14 protein-coding genes are annotated in these 14,266 nt (G+C 72.3%); 12 read left to right on the forward strand and 2 right to left on the reverse strand.

The window, feature by feature from the left end; translation table 11 throughout:
- Window positions 1–134 precede the first annotated feature (134 nt).
- The 4 genes from AB5J49_RS17045 to AB5J49_RS17060 all read left to right on the forward strand — a co-directional run bounded on the left by AB5J49_RS17045 (window position 135) and on the right by AB5J49_RS17060 (window position 2,109).
- Window positions 135–527 carry a hypothetical protein gene (locus AB5J49_RS17045; RefSeq protein ID WP_369169486.1) on the forward strand — a complete coding sequence of 131 codons (393 nt, stop codon included), beginning with the start codon at window positions 135–137 and terminating at the stop codon, window positions 525–527.
- Window positions 528–1,009: 482 nt separating this feature from the next.
- A complete protein-coding gene (locus AB5J49_RS17050) occupies window positions 1,010–1,345 on the forward strand; it encodes a hypothetical protein (RefSeq protein WP_369169487.1) in 336 nt (111 codons plus the stop codon).
- A gap of 62 nt (window positions 1,346–1,407) precedes the next feature.
- Window positions 1,408–1,728, forward strand: coding sequence for a hypothetical protein (locus AB5J49_RS17055; protein ID WP_369169488.1), 321 nt, complete (start codon window positions 1,408–1,410; stop codon window positions 1,726–1,728).
- Between the two features lie 60 nt (window positions 1,729–1,788).
- The gene (locus AB5J49_RS17060; protein ID WP_369169489.1) at window positions 1,789–2,109 is read left to right on the forward strand and encodes a hypothetical protein; all 321 of its coding nucleotides are present in this window, start codon (window positions 1,789–1,791) and stop codon (window positions 2,107–2,109) included.
- A 370-nt stretch (window positions 2,110–2,479) separates the two neighbouring features.
- Here the strand turns inward: AB5J49_RS17060 and AB5J49_RS17065 are convergent, their stop codons facing one another.
- A complete protein-coding gene (locus AB5J49_RS17065) occupies window positions 2,480–2,782 on the reverse strand; it encodes a hypothetical protein (protein ID WP_369175162.1) in 303 nt (100 codons plus the stop codon).
- 423 nt (window positions 2,783–3,205) lie between these two features.
- Between AB5J49_RS17065 and AB5J49_RS17070 the strand changes: the two genes are divergently transcribed.
- The 8 genes from AB5J49_RS17070 to AB5J49_RS17105 all read left to right on the forward strand — a co-directional run bounded on the left by AB5J49_RS17070 (window position 3,206) and on the right by AB5J49_RS17105 (window position 12,857).
- Window positions 3,206–4,345, forward strand: a complete 1,140-nt coding sequence (locus AB5J49_RS17070; protein WP_369169490.1) for a glycosyltransferase family 4 protein — start codon at window positions 3,206–3,208, stop codon at window positions 4,343–4,345.
- Window positions 4,342–5,817 (forward strand): exopolysaccharide biosynthesis polyprenyl glycosylphosphotransferase, encoded by a 1,476-nt coding sequence (locus tag AB5J49_RS17075; protein WP_369169491.1) that lies wholly within the window; start codon window positions 4,342–4,344, stop codon window positions 5,815–5,817. The genes AB5J49_RS17070 and AB5J49_RS17075 overlap by 4 nt, the downstream gene beginning before the upstream one ends.
- Before the next feature lie 129 nt (window positions 5,818–5,946).
- The gene (locus tag AB5J49_RS17080) at window positions 5,947–7,206 is read left to right on the forward strand and encodes an O-antigen ligase family protein (protein ID WP_369175163.1); all 1,260 of its coding nucleotides are present in this window, start codon (window positions 5,947–5,949) and stop codon (window positions 7,204–7,206) included.
- Entirely contained in the window at window positions 7,203–9,158 is a 1,956-nt protein-coding gene (gene murJ / locus AB5J49_RS17085) for a murein biosynthesis integral membrane protein MurJ (protein WP_369169492.1), read from the forward strand. The genes AB5J49_RS17080 and murJ overlap by 4 nt, the downstream gene beginning before the upstream one ends.
- An 87-nt stretch (window positions 9,159–9,245) precedes the next feature.
- The gene (locus AB5J49_RS17090) at window positions 9,246–9,938 is read left to right on the forward strand and encodes a polysaccharide deacetylase family protein (protein WP_369175164.1); all 693 of its coding nucleotides are present in this window, start codon (window positions 9,246–9,248) and stop codon (window positions 9,936–9,938) included.
- Window positions 9,935–11,074, forward strand: a complete 1,140-nt coding sequence (locus AB5J49_RS17095) for a glycosyltransferase (RefSeq protein ID WP_369169493.1) — start codon at window positions 9,935–9,937, stop codon at window positions 11,072–11,074. Before AB5J49_RS17090 ends, AB5J49_RS17095 begins: the two co-directional genes overlap by 4 nt.
- Window positions 11,074–11,745, forward strand: coding sequence for a lipopolysaccharide biosynthesis protein (locus tag AB5J49_RS17100; protein ID WP_369169494.1), 672 nt, complete (start codon window positions 11,074–11,076; stop codon window positions 11,743–11,745). The genes AB5J49_RS17095 and AB5J49_RS17100 overlap by 1 nt, the downstream gene beginning before the upstream one ends.
- A complete protein-coding gene (locus AB5J49_RS17105) occupies window positions 11,742–12,857 on the forward strand; it encodes a GNAT family N-acetyltransferase (RefSeq protein WP_369169495.1) in 1,116 nt (371 codons plus the stop codon). The genes AB5J49_RS17100 and AB5J49_RS17105 overlap by 4 nt, the downstream gene beginning before the upstream one ends.
- Here AB5J49_RS17105 and AB5J49_RS17110 read toward each other — a convergent pair.
- A complete protein-coding gene (locus tag AB5J49_RS17110) occupies window positions 12,854–14,149 on the reverse strand; it encodes a glycosyl hydrolase (protein WP_369169496.1) in 1,296 nt (431 codons plus the stop codon). The two genes, AB5J49_RS17105 and AB5J49_RS17110, sit on opposite strands and share 4 nt — an antisense overlap.
- Window positions 14,150–14,266 lie beyond the last annotated feature (117 nt).

Genomic DNA, 14,266 nt, shown 5'->3' on the forward strand with positions numbered 1-14,266 from the left:
GAATGTCTCTGTGCATTCCATTCTTCACCCCTGCGACTTTCATGCGTATGGAGCAACGCGTCGCTTTTGCGGCGGCCTTGGACTGCTATGTTCTCCAACCGTCGGATCAGAGGTACTTTCAAGCGAGGTGAATCATGAAGAAGGCAGTTTTCACCACTGCTGCGTTGGCCATCGGTGCGGGTCTTGTGGGTGGCTCGGCCGCTGCGGCGTCGGCCGCCGGGGGATCGGGAATCTCCACCAGCCCGCTCGGGGGGCTCATGTCCCCGACCAAGGTGAGCCCGGCGGTCCTGCCTGCGGCCGATGCCGTGACGCGGCTGGCCCGCGAAGGCGGTGTTGCGAAGGGCAGCGCGTTCGACAAGAACAAGTCGGGCGGAATGTCCGGCGTTTACTTGGACGGAATGGACCCGAATGCCGCCAAGAGGCCCACGATTCCAGTGAAGAACCCGGCCGGAAGCGGCGAGGTCCAGGTGCACCCGCTGCACGCGCCGACCGCCACGGGGCTCGGCACCTTGCTTCCCAACAAGTGAAGACCTTGGTTCCGTCTTTTCGCGGGACAGAGCTGGGCCCGGAATTCTGAGACTCTGATCCGGTTCCCGGGAGCCGGAGACCGACAGCAGGCCCAGGCCCAGACGCCGGCTTCGGACCCGCAGCTCCCCCTCCGCACACGGCGGGCCCGAAGCCCGCGGCACCCGCGAACCATCTGTCCGGCCCACCGGCCCTCCCCCTGCCGGTGGGCCGGACGCATGTCGGCCGCCGTTCCGGCCGGCTCCATTCGGCGCAACGCACCCGCATTTTCCCGGAACACCACGCGGATTCCCCCCCTCGGTTCCCGCCTGCTCGGGACGCTCCGCGGGAATGCGTGCAATGCGGGTGGTCACTGCGGGCACACCGCATTGCGCCATACGAAGGAATCTGGCCACGTTTGAATGTTCCCGCCGTGACTTAGGCGTGCATATACGGGTTTCCTTTTCGTAAGCGTGCGCAACCGTGAATTCAGGAAGGAACCGAGTTGTCCAAGAAGTTCGCGGTCATCACGGCCCTCGCCCTCAGCACCGTCGTCGGAACTGCCGGCCTTGCCTCTGCTGGTGAATACGACGGCAACGGCAAGACCACCACCGTCAAGGGCGGTAGCGGCTTCTCCACGTCCCCGGTCGTCGTGAACGCCCCCCAGCAGGGAATTCTCGTCGTCAACGGCACCGTCGTCGACGGTCGCTGCCTCGCCCCGTGGTCCAACGGAGCCGTTCTCGGCGGCGTCGTCCCACCGAACTCGCACTACGCCGCCTGCAACACGGCCGAGGTCAACCAGGCGCAGAACGCCCCTTACGCGGGCGGCCTGCTGTTCTGAGCAGTGCTCAGAACTATTCGCAGCACCTGAATCACCCCAACGCAGCCCGAAAGGCGCAACTCATGCGTAAGAAGGTTACGGCCATCTCCGTTCTCGCGGCGGGCATCGCCCTCGCGACCGGCGGCACCGCCGCGGCCGACGCCGACACCACCACCGTCAAGGGCGGTAGCGGCTTCTCCACGTCCCCGGTCGTCGTGAACGAGCCCCAGCAGGGCGCCGTCATCGTGAACGGCACGGCCGTCGACCTCCGCTGTGCCGTGCCGTGGTCCAACGGAGCCGTTCTCGGCGGCGTCGTCGCCCCGAACTCGCACTACGCCTCCTGCAACACGGCCAAGATCGACCAGTCGCAGAACGCCCTGTACAAGGGCGGCCTGCTGTTCTGACTCCTGCTCCGAGCATTCGGAGCAGGTAAATCCCGAACGCAGCCCGGAAAGGCTCAACTTATGCGTAAGAAGGTTACGGCCATCTCGGCCATCGCCGCGGGCATCGTCCTTGCGACTGGCGGCACCGCCGCGGCCGACGGTGACACCACCACGGTCAAGGGCGGTAGCGGCTTCTCGACGTCCCCGGTCGTCGTGAACGAACCCCAGCAGGGGATCGCCATCGTCAACGGCGCCCTCCTCGACGCTCGCTGCCTCGCCCCGTGGTCCAACGGAGCCGTTCTCGGCGGCGTCGCTGCTCCGAACTCGCACTACGCCTCGTGCAACACGGCCAAGGTCGACCAGGCGCAGAACGCCCCGTACGTGGGCGGCCTGCTGTTCTGAGCAGTGCTTCAGCCGATGGCGGCCTGCCGGGTTTCCGGCAGGCCGCCATCGGCTTTTGTGCACGGAGACTGCCGTCAAAAACTCGTGGGCCCTGTCTGCATCGGTGCGCAGACAGGGCCCAAATGAGGGAGCGCCAACAAGGAGGAATGAGCGCCCATTCGATGGGATCAACGGAGCTGGGCCGTCCGTGGTCACCCTGGTTCCTTCGTTTGGCCCAATGCGGCAAAGAGCAAGGGCAATTGCACTCCCCTCCATGCCGAGCGCACTCGCCCGAACATGACGAAGGGCCGGCTCCGAGGGATACGGAGCCGGCCCGGAACGTCGAGCCGATGGGCGACGAAGTCGAGGAACGAATCGCCTACCTGATCGCCTACCTGATCGGGAGTCCGCCGAGCAGCTGGCCGTCGACGGGGTTCGGCAGCGTGCCGCCGAAGACGGGGGTCTTCACCACCGAGGACTTCTTCACGCCCTTCTTCACGCCGTCCGCCGTGCGCTTCACGTTGCTGCCCACGTAGCCCGTCGGCAGCTTGGCGGCGTCGGGGAGGCTGCGGGCGACCGTCTTCCCGTTGTCGACGAGGCCCGACGCCGGCATGTCCACCGCGGCGGCGGGGCCGGCGACTCCGGCGACAGCGAGGGAGCCGACGACGACAGCAGCAGCCTTCAGGTTCTTCATCATGTTCCTTTCGTGGGGACTCGACTTCCGTAACTCGCGCTCACCGGAAGGGATTTCACACCTCGGGCGTCGCGAGCGACTCGGTCTCGGTTCTCCTGGGCTAACGACAGGGGATCCCGGTGGAAACTCTGCTGCCGACAAGTTCCAGGAACTCATACGAAAAGACCCGCTGGGCCCCGGGCACGGGAGTTTCAGATCATGTGATCACCAGCCGGTCACCCCGAACGGCCCATGGCACCAAACGGGTGGTCCCGCGCGAGAAACCACTCAGAAAACGCGATCATTCCACCACCGTTGACCGGCTGGGAGATAAATATGGATAAGTGGCTGGTGCTGCTCGTCCCATGACTCCAGGAAGCCGAACGCGAGCCACACATCGTGTTGCTGGTTCGGACTCTTTTCTTCGGAAGGGCAGCCTCGGTCATGCGCAGTTCCGTGCCGCACATTCTGCATGTCGCACAGCCCGTCGAGGGCGGAGTCGCGCGGGTCGTGACCGACCTGGTGGCGGCGCAGCTCGCCGCCGGGCTGCGCGTGACGTTGGCCTGGCCGCAGAGCGGCACGCCGACGGACGCCCTGCGCGGTCCGGCCTGCACCGTGCTCCGCTGGGACGCGACCCGCTCTCCGGGGCGTCGACTCCCGGGCGAGGTAGGGCGGTTGGCGCGACTGGTGCGCGAGGTGCGGCCGGACCTGGTGCACGCGCACAGCGCGAAGGCAGGGCTCGCGGCCCGGCTCGCGGTGCACGGCCGCCTTCCTACCGTCTTTCAGCCGCACGCCTGGTCGTTCGAGGCCGCGGACGGCGTCGTGGCGCACCTGGCGCGCGGCTGGGAGCGGTTCGGGGCGCGGTGGGCGACGCGCGTTCTGTGCGTGAGCGAGGCCGAGCGGCGTACCGGGGAGCGGTGTGGGATCGCCGCCGCATGGCGGGTGGTCCCCAACGGTGTGGACACCCACAGGTTCCGGCCGGAGGGTGACAGAGCACGGTCCGGGACGGGGCCGCTCGTCGTCTGCGTGGGCCGGCTGTGCCGTCAGAAGGGGCAGGACGTGCTCCTGGCGGCGTGGCCCGAAGTGGTGCGGCGAGTGCCTGGCGCGCGGCTGGTGCTGGTCGGCGACGGCCCGGACGCGGACCGGCTGCGCTCGGGTGCGCCCGCGTCGGTGGAGTTCGCCGGCGCGACCTGCGACCCCGCCCCCTGGTACCGGGCCGCCGACGTCGTGGTCCTGCCGTCCCGCTGGGAGGGCATGGCGCTCGCCCCGCTGGAGGCCATGGCGTGCGGTCGGCCGGTCGTCGTCACGGACGTGGACGGAGCGCGCGAGAGCCTTCCGCCCGGCCGTCCGCCGTCCTGCCTGGTGCCGCCGGAGGACCCCGGCGCGCTGGCCCGGGCGCTCACGGAGCTGCTGCGGGACGAACCGCTGCGCACGGCGCTGGGCGCACAGGGCCGGGCACATGTGCTGCTCGCCCACGACCTGCGGCACGCCACGGATGCGGTGACCGACGTGTACCGCGAGTTGCTCGGCGTCGCCACCACACCGGTCGTACCCAACGAGGGCAGGAAGTGCATCGCCTCATGACCGCGGACAGCACCGTTGCCTCGCCCGCGGGGCAGCAGCCGGCGCCCGAGGGCGCCGGCTCCTTTCTCGGCCCGCGCGACCTCGCCGCCGGGCGCCGGGCGCTCGCCGGCCGGGGTGCCCTGCGCCGTCCGCGGCGGGTCTCCGGGGCGTTCCTGGGGCTCGCCGACGGCGGCGCCGCCCTGCTGGGAGCCCTGGTCGTACCCGCGCCGCACAGGTACCCGCTGGTCTTCGTGCTGCTGGCCCTCGGTGTGATCGGTCTGAACCGGCGGGCCTCGTTGTACGACACCTCTGTCGTCCCCGGCGTGTTCGACGAACTCCCGGCCGTCTGTGGCCGGATCGCCGTCGGCTGGGCGGCTGTCGTGGCGCTTTCCCCGCTGCGGTCGCTGTCGATGACCGTGCTGGTCGTCGCCATCGCCGTGCACTGCGTGGCGGCCTGCGCGGGCCGTGCGGCGGTGCACGGCGGGCGGCGCCGGGCACTGCGGCGCCGGCCCTGTCCCGCCCTGGTTGTCGGGCCGGCCTCGGCCGCCCGGCGGGTCGCGGCCGCGTTGCTGCGCCAACCGGACTGCGGGGTACGGCCGGTAGGTGTCGTGGCCGACGAACGGGAACTCCTCGGTGACATCGGCGACGAGCCCGGTCTGCCGGTGCTCACCACGGCGCAGGACGCGCGCCGGGCGGTCGTCCAGAACGGTGTGGAGACGGTGCTCGTCGTAGGTGCCGCGACCCGGGTGGAGCAGGCCGCTGTGCTGCGGGGGCTGGCCGCGTACGGATGCGTGCTGTGGGAGCTGGACGCCGACTCCCCCTGGTACGGACTCGGCGGGTGCCGCGAGGGCACGGGGGCGGGGCATCTGGCCGGGTTCTCGCGCAGGTTGCTGTGGCCGAGGGGCGGGCGGCGGCGCGACAGCGTGGGCAAGCGGGTGCTCGACGTGGTGCTCTCGGGCTCGCTGCTGGTGCTGGCCGGCCCGGTGCTGCTGGTGTGCGCGGTCGTGCTGCGGGTCGTGGACGGGCCGGGCGTGGTGTTCCGGCAGGAGCGGATCGGCAAGGACGGGCGGCCGTTCACGATGCTGAAGCTGCGCACCCACCGGCCCGCCAGCGCGCACGAGGCGGCGACGCGCTGGAGCGTGGCGAACGAGCAGGACATGAGCCGCTTCTGCCACTTCCTGCGCCGCACCTCGCTGGACGAGCTGTTGCAGCTGTGGAACGTCTTCCGCGGTGACATGAGCCTGGTCGGCCCCAGGCCCGAACGGCCTTACTTCGTCGCCAAGTTCAGCCAGGCCCATCCGGGCTATCCGGCCCGCCACCGGATGCGGACCGGGATCACCGGGCTCGCCCAGATCCACGGGCTGCGCGGTGACACCTCGATCGAGGACCGGTGCCGCTACGACAACGCCTACATCGACAACTGGTCGCTGTGGCAGGACGTCTGCATCCTGCTGCGCACGGCGGCACAGTTCGTACGGCCGACGGGGAGCTGAGCGCCGGTGAGCACTTCCTCGGCGGCCTCTCCCCCGCTCGCACCGCCGCTGCCGGCGCCGCCGCCGTCGCCGCGGTGCCGGACCGGCTCCGTGCTGTCCGTGCTGCCGGTCGTGGCGGTCGTCGTCCTGATGGGGCTGCCGGTCGCACCGGACAGCACCGCCACTCCCGCCGACGCGGCCTCGGGGCTGGTCGTGCTGTGGGCCGTCGTGGACACCGTACGGCGGGCGCGGCGCCCGCTGACGCGGACGGCGGCTGTCGTGCTGGGGCTGCCGGTGGTGGGCATCGCGGTCGCCGCGGCGGGGGCGGTGTCGGCCGGCGACGCGATCACGGGACTGGCCCGCTACCTGCAGGTGTTCGTGCTCGTCCCGGTCGCGGTGGTGCTGCTGGTGCGTGACCGACGGGGCGCTCGGCTGGTGCTGTGGTCCCTGGTCGGCCTCGCGCTGTGGCAGGGAGCGGTCGGAGTGCGTCAGTACCTCACCGGAACCGGGGCCCTGTACCAAGGCGCCGACATCCGGGCGGTGGGCACCTTCGGGCCGTCCGACGTGATGGGGATGGCGAGCGTCGTCGCGTACGGCGTGGTGGCCGCGACCGGGCTCGCCCTCGGGACGCGGGCGCGGCGGCTGGGGGTACCCCCGCCCGAAGGGTGGGGGAGGGGCGTGGCGGTCGGATGTGCGCTGGTGCTGCTCGTGCCGCTCGCGCTGTCCTTCAGCCGGGGTGCCTGGATCGCCACGGCGGTCGCCTGCGGGGTGCAGCTGTTGCTGGCCGGGATGCGGCGGGCCGTGAAGGTGTTCGCGGCGGCGGTCGCGGCCTCGGTGGTGCTGGTGGGCGGGCTCGGCGTGGGCGCCGCGGCGTTGCAGGAGCGGCTGACCAGCATCACCCAGGTCGCCGAGACGCCGGACCAGTCGGTCGTCGACCGGTACACCATGTGGGCGGCGGCGGCCGGCATGTGGCACGGGCACCCGGTCACGGGCGTGGGGCTGAAGGCGTTTCCCGCACACCGGGACGGCCATGCCTCGCTGGCGCTGTCGTCGGGCAGCGACACCCAGGGAGCGGGCCAGGCCTTTCGGCGCCAGCCCCTGCTGTCCCCGCACAACATGTACCTGCTGCTGCTCAGCGAGCAGGGCCTGCTGGGTCTGCTCACGGTGGCGGGCAGCTGGCTGGCCCTGCTGGTGTGCGCACTGCTGCGGCTGCGGCGGAGCGGGCGCGCCCGGGAGTGCGCGCTCCCCGCCTGTGGGCTGCTGGTGTGGCAGCTCGTCAACTTCCTGTACGCCGATATCGGCGGCCCCTCCACCGTCCTGACGGCGATCTGCTTCGGCCTCGCCGCCTGGTGGGCGCTGGCCCGCGACGGGGCGACAGCGGCCGCGCCTGTGGAAGCAGGCCCGCGATGAGTCTCCGCCCGGCGACGCCCGGGGACGCTTCCGAGCACGGCCCCGGCACGGCCCGCCCGCCTCTCGTCGAGGGCATCCGCCCCGAACCCCCGACCGCCGTGACCGACCCGCTCCTCGCCCCCGACCACGCGGTCGAAGCGCACCCCGACCCCACAACCGGCCCCGCACACCCGCCAGCACCCGATCCCGGCGGCGGCGGCGCCGGCGCCGCCCCCTCGGGCCGCTTCCTCGCCAGGGCCACGTTGCTCTCCGCCGCGCTGTCCATGGCCGGGGCGCTGCTCGGGCTGGGGCGGGACCAGGCGCTGGCGCATCTCTTCGGTGCCGGTGTGGAGACCGACGCGTTCCTGGTGGCCTGGACGTTGCCCGAGATGGCGTCGACGCTGTTGATCGAGGACGGCATGGCGTTCGTGCTCGTGCCCGCGTTCAGCGTGGCGCTGGCGCGGCGGGCGAGCGGGACCGGCATCCCCGACCCCGTGCGCGCCCTGGTCGCCGCCACACTGCCGCGGCTGTGTCTCGCGCTCGCCGGCGCGGCCGCCCTGCTCGTGGCCGGGGCGCCGCTGCTGGTCTCCGTGCTCGCGCCGGGGCTGCCCGACCCCTCCCTCGCCGTGTCCTGCACCCGGCTGACCGCGACCTGCGTGCTGAGTTTCGGGCTCGCCGGGTACTGCAGTGCGGCGCTGCGGGCCCACCGCAGCTATTTCGCGCCGGGCTCGATCTACATCGCGTACAACGCGGCGATCATCGCCACGATGTTCGTTCTCGCCGCACGCTGGGGCGTGCGGTCCGCCGCGCTCGGCGTCGCGCTCGGCGGGTGCCTCATGGCCGCCGTACAGGCACCGTCCCTGTGGCGGCGGATCGCCGGGCGGCCCGGCCGGTCGGCGTCCGCCTCCGAGGGCCCTCTCACCGCACCGAGCGACAGCCCGAGCACGTCCAGTACGAGGGCTTCCGCCCGGCACGCCGAGAGCACGCTCCCCCACGCTCGAAGCCGAGCTCACGCGGGGGGACCCCCGTCGCCGCCGCCCGGCCCGCCCTTCGGGCGGACGACGCCACTTCCGGCGCAGACCCTCGCGGTCGGCCTCGTCTGCTCGGTGCTGCTCTTCGCCCTGTGCCGGCAGTCGCAGGTCCTCATCGAGCGCTACTTCGCGTCCGGGCTGCCCTCCGGTGCCATCTCGCACCTCAACTACGCCCAGAAGATCGCCCAGTTGCCGATGTCGCTGTCGCTGATGGTGTGCGTCGTCACCTTCCCGGTGGTGGCGCGGGCCATCGCCGAGGGCGACACGCGGCGGGCCAGGGACCGGGTCGAGCGGGACCTGGTGCTGACGGCGTGCCTGGTCCTGCTCGGCGCCGCCGTGGTCGTGTCCTGCGCGCCGCAGCTCGTCCAGCTCCTGTTCCAGCGCGGCGCGTTCACGGCCGAGGACACCGCCGCGACCGCCGCCGTCATGCGGGTGTACGCGGTCGGACTGCTCGGGCACACGCTGGTGGGGGCGCTCGTGCAGTCGTACTTCTCGGCCGGCCGTACCACCTGGTACCCGCTGGGCGCGATGGGTGCGGGCACACTCGCCACCGTCGTCGTCAGCGCCTGGGCCGTGGGCCCCTGGGGGGCGTGCGGCATCGCCGGGGCCAACGCGGCCGGCATCACCCTCACCGCGCTGCTCCTGCTGCACGGCCTGGGTCCGCGCACCGTGCCCGTGCGCGTCCGCCGGGTCGTCGCCGGACTGGCCGGACCCGTGTACGCGGCCGTGTGCGCCACCGCGGCCGGGCTGGTCTGCGCGGGGCTGTTCGCCTCGCCCGTGGCGGCCGTAGCCGCCTGCTGTACCTGTGTGACCGCCGTCTTCCTGCTGTTGACCTGGGTCCTCGACGCGGCGGACGCCCGGTCCCTTCTCCTGTCCGTCGCACGTTCCGTCGCGCATACATTCCGTCGCTCCGTCACACGAAAGCCTCGCCATGGTCGCTGACATCTCCGCCGCGCCACGCGCGACGAGCCCGATCCCCCACCGATCGCGGGAAGACACCCGAAGCGGCGTCCCCTCGCCTGGGTGGCCATGTACCACTCCGTCTCGGACTGCCGGGACGACCCGTACAACGTCACCGTCACGCCCGCGCGCCTCGATCGGCAGCTCGCCTGGATGGCCGGCCGCGGCCTGCGCGGGGTGAGCATGCGTGAGCTTCTCGCGGCGCGCGCCCGTGGCGCCGAGGGCGGACTGGTGGGGCTCACCTTCGACGACGGGTACACCGACTTCGTCACCAGAGCGCTGCCCGTGCTGCGCCGCCGGGGTTTCACGGCGACCGTGTTCGTGCTGCCCGGGCGGCTCGGTGGCGAGAACGCGTGGGAGCCGACCGGCCCGCGCAAACCGCTGCTCGACGTGGACGGCATCCGCCGTGCCGTGGCCGCGGGCATGGAGGTCGCCTCGCACGGACTGACCCACCTCGATCTGACCCGGACCACGGACCAGGTGCTGCACACCGAGGTCAACGACAGCCGGCACCGGCTCGCCGGGATCGTCGGCGGCGACATCGAGGGCTTCTGCTACCCGTACGGCCGTCTCGACGAGCGTGCCGCCGACGCCGTACGCCGGGCCGGTTACCGCTACGCCTGCGCGATCGACCCCGGCCCGGTCGGCTCCGGCGACTTCGCGCTGCCCCGCATCCACGTCGGGCAGGCGGACACCTCGGTGCGGCTGGAGCTGAAGCGGCGCCTGGCCCGTTCCTACGGTCGTGCCCTGGAGGCCGTATGAAAGCCCTGCACGTCATCACCGGCCTCGGCGTGGGCGGGGCGGAACTGCAGCTGCGGCTGCTGCTGCGTCATCTCCCCGCCCAGTGCGACGTGGTGGCGCTGACCAACCCCGGCCCGGTCGCCGCGGGCCTGACCGCCGACGGTGTCCAGGTCACCCACCTCGGGATGGAGGGCAACCGCGACCTGCGCGCCCTGCCCCGCCTGTCCCGGCTGATGCGCGACGGCGGCTACGACCTCGTCCACACCCACCTGTACCGGGCCTGCCTCTACGGCCGGATCGCGGCGCGGCTCGCGGGAGTACGGACCGTCGTGGCCACCGAGCACTCGATCGGCGACACCCGGCTGGAGGGCCGCCCGATGACCCGGGGCGTCCGTGCGCTGTACCTGGCCGGTGAGCGCCTCGGCCACACCACGGTCGCCGTCTCGCCGACGGTGGCCGAACGGCTGCGGCACTGGGGCGTGCCCGGACCGCGCATCCGGGTCATCCCGAACGGCATCGAGGCGCCCCGGTTCCGCTACGACGAGGGGCGCCGCAAGGAGGCACGGGCATTCCACGGGCTGCCCGACAACGCGTACGTCGTCGGGGGCGTGGGGCGCCTCACCCCGGGCAAGCGCTTCGTCCTGCTCCTGCAGGCACTGGCCCTGCTGCCCGGCAACGTATGGCTGCTGCTGGTCGGCGGCGGGCCCGAGGCGGAGGTGCTCGGGCGCACCGCCCGGGATCTGGGCGTCGCGAACCGGGTGGTGCTGACGGGCGAGCGGCCGTCTCTGCCCGAACCCGGCGACGACGCGCCCGACCTGGCCGCCCTGCTGTCCGCGATGGACGTGCTCGCCTCGCCGTCGCCGGAGGAGTCGTTCGGCCTGGCGGTGGTGGAGGCGCTGGCGGCCGGGCTCCCCGTGCTGTACACGAGCTGCCCCGCCGTCGAGGATCTGCCGCCGGACGCGGCACCCGGGGCCCGGCGTGTCCTGGGCGGCGCCGGGGCGTACGCGCGGGAGCTGCTGCGGCTGCGGGCGGCAGGACCGGGCGAGCGGACCGCCCCGGACGTCGTACGCCGCTACGACATCGCCTGCACCGCCCAGCAGCTGATGGATCTGTACACGGCCGCTCTGTCCGGCTCGACCCTGGAAGTGAGCTCCTGATGACCGACAACCCCGATCGGCGTGGCCCACTGTCCGACCGTGCGGGCACACGTGTGAAGCGGCTGCCCTCGTGGTGGCTGCTGCCCGCCGGCGCGCTGCTCGGTGCCGTGGCCGGCGGCGCGTACGGCCAGCTGAGACCTCCGCAGTACACGGCGACGAGTTCCGTCGTCGCCGTGTCGACCGGCGAGACCGACGCCGACTGCACCGATGCGCTCGGCTTCGCGCAGGCGTACGGCCGGATGGCCCCCCAGCTCGCGGTGCTCGGGGACGCCCAGATGTGGGCGGGCGTGCCGGTCACGACGCTGCGCGAGAGCGTGCAGGTGGCGACGTCGCCGGACGCGCCGATGATCGCGGTCTCGGCGACCTCGTCCAACCCCGGCCAGGCCGTCGACATGGCCGACGCCGTGTCCCGTGCGGTGGTGATTCAGGCGGACCACACCAAGAGCGACACCGGCATCAAGCTGGAGCGCCTCGCCCGTGCCGTGAAACCCACCGAGCCGTCGTCCGCGTCACCGGCGCTGACCGCGCTCGTCGGCGCGAGCGCCGGGGGTCTGCTGGGCGGTCTCGCGCTGCTGGCCCGGCCGCGGCGGGCCACCGAGGACGACGACCGGAGCGTGGCGTCGGTACCCGGCCCGGCCAACGCCGCCGACGCCCGCGGGACGCTTGGGTGAGCGCCTTGGGCCGTGCGCTGTCGGTGGAGGTGTGCACCGAGGAGCGCGCCTTCGCGGGGCTGGCCGGGGAGTGGGAACGGCTGTACCGGGCGTGCCCGTCGGCGACACCGTTCCAGAGCCACGCCTGGCTGCACTCGTGGTGGCTGTCGTACGGCAGCCCCGGCAGGCTGCGGCTCGTCCTGGTACGCGGGGGCGGTGAGCTGGTGGCGGGGGCACCGCTGATGAGGGTGCGTCATCCGCTGCCGGCGCTGGTGCCGCTCGGCGGTGCCATCACCGACTTCTGCGATGTGCTCCTCGACCCGGCGGCGGGCCCGCAGGGCGCCGGTGCCCTGGCGGACGCCCTGGCCGACCTGGCCCGCACAGCCCTGATCGACTTCCGTGAGGTGCGGCCGGGCGGCGCGATGGAGGGGGTCTACCTCTGCTGGCGCGGTCCGCGTCACCGGGTCCGCGACTCGGTGTGCCTGGAGTTGCCGGCCGTCCCCATGGGCGAGTTGGTCGAGCGGCTGTCGTCGAGGCACGCCCAGCGGGTCCGCAACAAGGTGAACCGGCTGACCCGGCTCGGCGTCGAGTGGCACGACGTGCGCCCCGACGAGGCCGGGGCCGCGCTGCGCCGGCTCCTCGAACTGCACCGGCTGCAGTGGCAGGGCAGGGGGATGTCGCCGGAGCACGCGCGGCCGCGGTTCCTGGAGCATCTGGTCCGCTCGGTGGTCCCCATGGCCCGGTCCGGCGAGGCGGCGGTGACGCAGTTCGTGCTCGACGGGGAGGTGGTGGCGGTCAATCTGAACGTGCTGTCAGGAGGGCTGGCGGGCACGTACCTGTACGGCTTTCACCCGCGGTTGCGGGAGGAGCGGAAGGTGGACGTGACGGCGATGCTGCTGCACGCGTCCACCGAGCACCTCGCGGCCCGCGGCGGGCCCCGGGTGCTGAGCCTGCTGCGCGGCGACGAACCGTACAAGTACCGCTGGCACCCCGAGACGGTCCCCAACCAGCGTTTCCTGCTGGCCCGGCGCCGTACCGTCCCGCTGCTGGCGGCCGCGGCCGGGGAGGCGGCCGCGCGACGCCGGGCCAAGAAGGTCCTGCGCCCGAACGCCGGTCCGCCGGAGCACCGTTAGCGCTCCGACCACTGCACACAGACGGTGAGCTTGCCGCCGACCTGCTGCTCGAACCACTTCGCGAGGTCCAGCGGCGCGCAGTACGGCAGCTTGGAGGGCATGGGCGTGGGCGTCGCCGGCCCGTCCGGGTCCGCTGTCGGGTCCGCTGTCGGGTCCGGCTCGGCGGGAGTCGTGGGCGCGGTCGGGACGGGGACGGACGGCCCCGGTTCCGGCTGCGGGTGCGGCTGCGGGACGAAGGGGCTGGACAGCAGCAGGCGGTACAGGGCGGAGGCGCGGGGGTTGTCGGAGCACAGCCACACGCCGTGCGGGCAGTAGTCGGTGATGGTGTTGTACAGCGGCTTGTGCTCGTCCATCCACGCGAGCATGCGCAGCATCCACGTGATGTTGTCGCCGTTGCGGAACAGGCCCCATTCGGGATACGAGATCGGCTTGTCGTGGGCCCGCGCGAACTCCACGTGGTGCTGGAGGCCGTAGGGCTCGGACACCTGCTGGTCGAAGGTGAGTCCGCGCGGCTGGTCGTACGCGTCCATGCCGACGATGTCGACGTAGTCGTCGCCGGGATAGCACTGCGTCCAGGGAATCGCGTCCCGGCCGCGGCTCGGGGCGAAGTCGAACCTGAAGTCCTCTCCGGGAACCGAGCGCATGACGGTGACGATGCGCCTGAAGTACCGCTTCCAGCGCTCCGGGTCGGGGGCGCAGCGGTGGGTGTAGGTGACGCCGTTCATCTCCCAGCCGAGCACGATGACCGTGTCCTCCGCGCCCAGCTCGACCAGCCGCTCGGCCAGCACCTCGAAGTGGTCGTCGAACTCGCCGTCCGCGGCGCGGCGCAGCAACTGTCTGACGTCCGCGTCGGGGACGTTCTCCTCGTTGCGTTCCATCATCGGGACGTTGAGCACGAGCATCCGGTCGGCCCTGTCCTGCCGCCACTTGGCCCAGCTGTCGAGGAAGTCGTGCCCGCCCTCGATGTTGCGCCACAGGTCCCCCGGCAGATACGTGTGCCCCACGCGCGGTTCGTGGCCGCCCAGCCAGCGGCCGAGCTCCTTCATACGCTCCGGTCCCGCGGGCCCGTAGTCGAGGTAGGCACCGAACGCCGGCTGGCGCGCGATCCTTCCCTCAGGGGGTTCGGCCGGCGGCGCCGACTGCGTCACGGGCGCGGGGGGCGGCGGGTCGAGGTGGGATGCGGCCCGGGCCGGGAAGGCCGGGCCCGGAGTGAGAGCCGCCGCCGACACGACCGCTGCGGCGGTGACGAACGCGAGCCGCCTGACGGCGGACCGGCGGTGTTCAGGGGCCATGCATCCTCCCTCGGGCGGCTCCTCCCTCTCAGTGACACATGGCCATATATACGCTTATTGCACCGATTGAGTGCGACGGCTCGGCAGGGATCGCCCACAAGAGTGACCGACGACCAC

The sequence above is a fragment of the Streptomyces sp. R28 genome, from assembly GCF_041052385.1.
Taxonomy (GTDB): Bacteria; Actinomycetota; Actinomycetes; order Streptomycetales; family Streptomycetaceae; genus Streptomyces.